Annotated in this window: 5 protein-coding genes and 1 pseudogene; 2 read left to right on the forward strand and 4 right to left on the reverse strand. The window is 67.5% G+C overall.

All coding sequences use genetic code 11. From position 1 onward, the window contains the following. A partial coding sequence (locus J7E68_RS16560) for a TetR/AcrR family transcriptional regulator (protein WP_215174444.1) occupies positions 1-365 on the reverse strand: 365 nt, incomplete at its 3' end. A gap of 95 nt (positions 366-460) precedes the next feature. On the opposite strand from J7E68_RS16560, the pseudogene J7E68_RS16565 reads away from it, so the two are divergent. Beyond that, positions 461-1053 (forward strand): annotated as a pseudogene (locus tag J7E68_RS16565) (lipoyl protein ligase domain-containing protein). Continuing rightward, positions 1050-2039 carry a lipoyl synthase gene (lipA, locus tag J7E68_RS16570; protein ID WP_215174446.1) on the forward strand — a complete coding sequence of 330 codons (990 nt, stop codon included), beginning with the start codon at positions 1050-1052 and terminating at the stop codon, positions 2037-2039. Before J7E68_RS16565 ends, lipA begins: the two are co-directional and overlap by 4 nt. Before the next feature lie 27 nt (positions 2040-2066). Here lipA and J7E68_RS16575 read toward each other — a convergent pair whose 3' ends face one another. The 3 genes from J7E68_RS16575 to J7E68_RS16585 all read right to left on the reverse strand — a co-directional run. After that, positions 2067-2567: a DUF2004 domain-containing protein gene (locus tag J7E68_RS16575; protein WP_215174449.1), complete on the reverse strand. Its 501-nt coding sequence runs from the start codon at positions 2565-2567 to the stop codon at positions 2067-2069. A gap of 44 nt (positions 2568-2611) precedes the next feature. Beyond that, positions 2612-3484, reverse strand: coding sequence for a signal recognition particle-docking protein FtsY (ftsY, locus tag J7E68_RS16580; protein ID WP_215174450.1), 873 nt, complete (start codon positions 3482-3484; stop codon positions 2612-2614). Positions 3485-3643: 159 nt separating this feature from the next. After that, a partial coding sequence (locus tag J7E68_RS16585) for an AAA family ATPase (RefSeq protein ID WP_215174452.1) occupies positions 3644-5879 on the reverse strand: 2236 nt, incomplete at its 5' end.

Raw genomic sequence — 5879 nt, forward strand, 5'->3', positions numbered from 1 at the left:
TGTTCGAGCTCGGCATCGAGTCCCAGGGCGGACGAGTTGTTCATCGCGAGCGCGAGACTGTCGGGCGCGAAGTCCTCGACGAGGGCGGAGAGGATGCGCCTGACCTCCCTGCCGTCGCGATCCTCGGGCACCGCGACCAGGTCGTCGACTGCGCGACCGATACGGTCATCGAGCCCGGACCACAGCACGTCGCTCTTCGACGAGAAGTAGTTGAAGAAGCTGGATCGACTCACCCCGGCGCGCTGCGTGATGTCGGCCACCGAGGTCGAGGCGTAGCCGCGCCCGAGGAAGAGTTCGCAGGCAGCCTCCGCGAGGGGCTCGCGGGAGGAGGCCTTCGGGCGCCCCGCTCGGCTCGCACTGGTCATACCCACACGGTACCGCGCGTCGCTGCAGTGCACCCGACTCCGTGCGGAGGGGTATTCTTAGACGCAATCCATTTATTGACTGAGAGCGACATCACATGCTCGACATCCTGACCCCGGGCTTCGCACCGGAGTACGTTCCCTACACCGTCGGGTGGGACCTGCAGCGCCGAGTCCACGCCGATGTGGTCGACGGCACACGCCCCGACACCCTGATCCTCCTCGAGCACGAGGCGGTCTACACCGCCGGCAAGCGGACGGAGTCCCACGAACGGCCACAGGACGGCACACCGGTGGTCGACGTCGACCGCGGAGGCAAGATCACCTGGCACGGACCAGGGCNNGGCTCGAGCGCATCCTGATCGATGTGCTGGCCCCTCTTGGCGTCGACGGCTACCAGGTCGAGGGTCGCAGCGGCGTGTGGGTTCGCCGCCCGCTCTCCGAAGACAAGGTCGCGGCGATCGGCGTCCGCGTACAGCAGGGCGTCACGATGCACGGCTTCGCCATCAACTGCGACAACAGCCTGGCAGGGTTCCGGGGGATCATCCCGTGCGGGATCACCGACGCCGGCGTCACGACGATGAGCGAGGTCACCGGAGCGGACGTCTCTCCGCTCGACATCGTCGATTCCGTATCCGCCGCCTTCCTCGCCGAGTACTCGGCAGTCGACCGTCCAGGAGCATACGCATGACCGCAGCACCCGAGGGCCGGAAGCTTCTCCGTCTCGAGATCCGCAACGCCGAGACTCCCATCGAGCGCAAGCCCGAGTGGATCAAGACGAAGGCGAAGATGGGGCCGGAGTACACCGCGCTGCACTCCCTCGTGAAGAGCGAGGATCTTCACACGGTGTGCCAGGAGGCCGGTTGCCCCAACATCTTCGAATGCTGGGAGGATCGCGAGGCGACGTTCCTCATCGGCGGCTCGCAGTGCACCCGCCGCTGCGACTTCTGTCAGATCGACACGGGCAAGCCCGATGCCTACGACACGGACGAGCCTCGCCGCGTCGCGGAGAGCGTCGTGCGCATGAACCTGCGCTATGCGACGGTGACGAGCGTCGCGCGCGACGATCTTCCCGACACCGGCGCCTGGCTCAATGCCGAGACCGTGCGGAAGATCCACGAGCTCAACCCGAACACGGGCGTCGAACTGCTCGCCAACGAGCACAACGCGGATCCGGCGTTCCTCGGTCAGATCTTCGATGCCCGCCCCGAGGTGTTCGCCCACAACGTCGAGACGGTGCCGCGCATCTTCAAGCGCATCCGCCCCGCCTTCCGCTACGAGCGCTCGCTCGACGTGATCACGCAGGCCAGGGATGCCGGGCTCATCACCAAGTCCAATCTGATCCTCGGCATGGGCGAGGAGCCGGAAGAAGTCGTGCAGGCGCTGAACGACCTGCACGACGCAGGATGCGACATCATCACCATCACCCAGTACCTTCGGCCGACGCCCCGCCATCTGCCGGTGGCGCGGTGGGTGAAGCCTGCGGAGTTCGTCGAGTTCAAGGAGGAAGCAGAGCGGATCGGCTTCCTCGGTGTGCTGGCAGGGCCTCTGGTGCGCTCGTCGTACCGGGCGGGTCGCCTGTGGGCGCAGTCGATGGCGTCGAAGGGACGGCAGATCCCGCCGCACCTCGCGCACATCGCGGAGAGCGCCGATCTCGGCTTCGCTCAGGCGGTCTGAGTTACCTCAGACGCGGCGGAAGACCCGTCAGTCTGCGCTCATCACCGACTGCACGCTGCCGTCCGAACCGAGGTTCACGAGCAGCACGTCGTCGGTGGTGGTCGCGTCGAGGGCATACTCCAGAACCGCGAAAGGCTCGGAGCCACCGTGCTCGTCGGCGAGGATCGTCATGCTCATCAGGCGAAGCGAGCGGATGATGTCGACTGCGGCATCTCCGCTCACATCGACCAGGACGTCTTCGAGTTCGTCCCCATAGGCTTCCTGCTGCTGCAGGATGTACTCGGTCACCTCGCTCGTGCGGTCATCGACCTCGGCGAGCATGCCGCGGCGCGAGGTGTCATCGACGCTCTCGAGGCCGGCGATGAGCGATGCTGCGATGTCGAGCGCGTCCGCGGAGACATCGTCCTGGTCGGGAGCGGTGAGATCGACGGTGACGCTCTGGTCACCGAGCTCCACCGTCTCAGACCAGAAGATCGAGCCGTCCGGCCCCGAGGACAGGAGTCCGAAGTAGTCGTGTTCGATCGCCATAACGCTATGAAACCAGCCTCGTGCTCGCGGCGGTAGTCCCGTCGTCAGCCGACGAGCGACTGGACGAAGACATGGGGGGTGAATCCGGTCAGGTCATCGATGCCCTCGCCCTGCCCGAGGAGCTTGACGGGGATGCCGGTGCGCTCCTGCACAGCGAGGACGAAGCCGGCCTTGGCGGAGCCGTCGAGCTTGGTCAGGACGAGACCTGTGACGCCCGCGTGCTCGAGGAACGCCTCGGCCTGCATCACGCCGTTCTGACCCGTGGTGGCGTCGAGGACGAGCAGCACCTCACTGATGGGAGCCTGCTTCTCGATGACCCGACGGATCTTCCCGAGCTCGTCCATCAGTCCGCCCTTGGTGTGCAGGCGACCGGCCGTGTCGATGATCGCGATCTCGATGCCCTCGCGCTGAGCGAACTCGATCGTCTGATACGCGACGGATGCCGGATCCTGACCCTCGTGCTGGGGGCGCACGATGGCCGCTCCCCCGCGCTGAGCCCAGGTGGCGAGCTGGTCGACCGCTGCCGCACGGAAGGTGTCGGCGGCGCCGACGACGACGCTGCGCTGGAATCCGCGGAGGAATTTCGTGAACTTCCCGATGGTCGTGGTCTTGCCGACGCCGTTGACCCCGACGACGAGCACGACGGCAGGACGCTCGGTCAGCTTGAGCGTCGTGTCGAACTTCGCGAAGTGCTCCTCGAGGGTCTCGCGCAGCATCCGCTGGAGATCCTGAGGGTCTGTCGTGCGGTATCGCTCGACCTTCTCACGCAGCTCTTCGACGACCCGCTCGCTGATGTCGGGACCGAAGTCCGCGGTGATGAGAGCTGTCTCGAGGTCTTCCCACGTCGTCTCATCGATCGTGGGCTTGACGAACATCCCGCGCAGAGCACGAGTGAGGGACCAGGACTTCTCCGCCATGACTCCAGCCTACGGGTAGCATCCGCGCCTTCCTGAGCCGACACCTACGCTCAGAGCACAACTGCGGACATCGAGTGCTCCATGCCGCATCCCGAGCCATGCGCGGGGCGCGGCGGCGATCAGGTACGAAGCCGTGCCCGGATCGTCGTGTGAGAGGACTCAGCCGGCCGCCGCGGCACGGTCGCCCACACGCTGGCCGACGACCGCCGACACGCCGTCCTGACGCATCGAGACGCCGTACAGGGCGTCTGCGATCTCCATCGTGCGCTTCTGATGCGTGATGATCAGCAGCTGGGAGCTCTCGCGGAGCTGCTCGAAGACGGTGAGCAGGCGCCCCAGGTTCGCGTCGTCGAGCGCGGCCTCGACCTCATCGAGAATGTAGAACGGGCTCGGACGAGCCTTGAAGATCGCCACCAGCAGAGCGACTGCTGCGAGAGAGCGTTCGCCGCCCGAGAGCAGCGAAAGTCGCTCGATCTTCTTGCCCACGGGGCGCACCGACACCTCGATGCCCGTGGTGAGCATGTTGTCGGGATCCGTGAGTGAGATGCTCCCGGTACCGCCGGGGAAGAGAAGCGGGAACACCTCGCCGAAGGCGGTCCTGGTGTCTTCGAACGCGCTCGCGAAGATCGTCTGCATGCGCTCATCGAGGTCGGCGATGATCGTCAGCAGGTCCTGCCGCGTCTGCGTGAGGTCGGCGAGCTGCTCGGTGAGGAATGCGTGGCGCTGCTCGAGCGCCGCGAACTCCTCGAGGGCCAGCGGGTTCACCCGGCCCAGCTGAGCGAGCTTGCGCTCGGCCTCCGCCAGACGGCGCTGCTGGATACGGCGATCGAAGGGGATCGCCGTATCATCCACGAGCTCCCCGTCTTCGGGCTCGCTCAGCGGGTCCCGAGGGACGAGCTGATCGGGCCCATATTCCGCAACGAGAATATCTTCGTCGAGAGCAAGCTCCGACGCGACTCTCTCGAGCAGGCTGTTCAGATGCAGCTTCTTCTCGTGGATCTGCAGCTCGAGGCCGTGAACACTCTCGGTGAGGCCGGCGAGACGTTCTCGAAGCGAAGTCTCCTGCGCTCGCAGACCGGTGAGCTCCTCGTTCTGCGCGGAGCGCGCCGACTCCGCCTCGGCGAGCACGACGCGCGCCTCGGTGACCGACCGGTCGATCGAGTCCAGGATGCGGGGAAGCTCGGCGGCGACGCCGGATGCCGCCTCCCGCTGCGCGCGCCGGATGACCGCTCGGCGGGCCGCCTCCGCCGCGGCATCTCGCTCCTGCTCGCGCTGGCGCTCGAGGCTGAGCACCCGCGACTGCGCGGCACGAACGCGCTCGCGCAGTGTCTCGATCTCCAGACGCGCCCGAACCTCACCCTCGCGGGCGAGTTCGAGTGCCTCCAGCAGTCCGTCACGCGCCGAGGCGTCGAGCACGGGGCGCGGCGCGGACACAGCTGCGTCCAGTTCGGCCTTCGCTGCCTCTGCCTTCGTCTCCGCGTCCTCCACCGCACTCTGCGCCTGAGCGAGACCTGCCTCGAGCCGCTCGCACTCGGCGACCGCCGACTCGTGGGTGACGGTGATGCGGTTCACCTGCTCGGCGTGGCTCGCGAGTGCAGCGTCGTGCTCTCGCAGCGCCCGGAGCGCGTCCTTCGCCTGGCGACGCGATGTCTCGACTGCTTCGTTCGCGTCTTCCCGCGCCTCCCGCAGCGAATCGACGATGACCTGCACCTCTGCGAGACGTTCGTCGGCCGCGTCACGCTCGGCAGCGAGTTCGAGGCGCGATCGCTCTCCTCCGGAACCGGTGCGAAGGGTCTGGGCCGTGACGACGTCGCCGCCGGTGGTGACGATGGTAGTCGTCATGTCGCCCGTGGCGTCGAGTGCGGCCCTCGCGTTGCGAGCGGCATCGAGGCCCTCGGCGATCACGACGTGCGACAGGATGCCGAGTACACCCTCCGGCGCCGTGACCGTGTCGACGGCCGGTGTCACACCCTCGAGCGCCGGCAGCTCGATCGACGGGCGGATGGCGTCCGCGACGACGAAGTCGACCACTCCCCTGCGCTGTTCGGCGGCGTCGGCGGCGAGGGTGAACGCATCGGCTGATCGCTCGACGAGCACTCCTTCGGCGAGGGGGCCGAGAACGGCGGCGATCGCGGCCTCGAAGCCGGCCCTGACCTGCACCGAGTCGCCGACCAAGCCACGAATCCCTGCCCCGCCGCCCTTGACGATCTCGGCAGCTCCCCCCGAGACAGCCAGGGCGCTCCCGAGCGCCGCGGACTTCGCAGTCAGAGCGTCGACCTCGCGCTCTGCCGCGTGCAGACGCTCGCGCAGGGTCTCGCGCTCGGCCTCAGCGGCTGTGGCGGCGCGTTGCGCGCTCTCGTACGCGGCGGAGTGTTCTGCGGCCGTGCCCTCCGGG

Origin of the sequence: Microbacterium sp. ISL-103, from assembly GCF_018613995.1 — a bacterium.
In the GTDB taxonomy this organism is placed as follows: Bacteria; Actinomycetota; Actinomycetes; order Actinomycetales; family Microbacteriaceae; genus Microbacterium.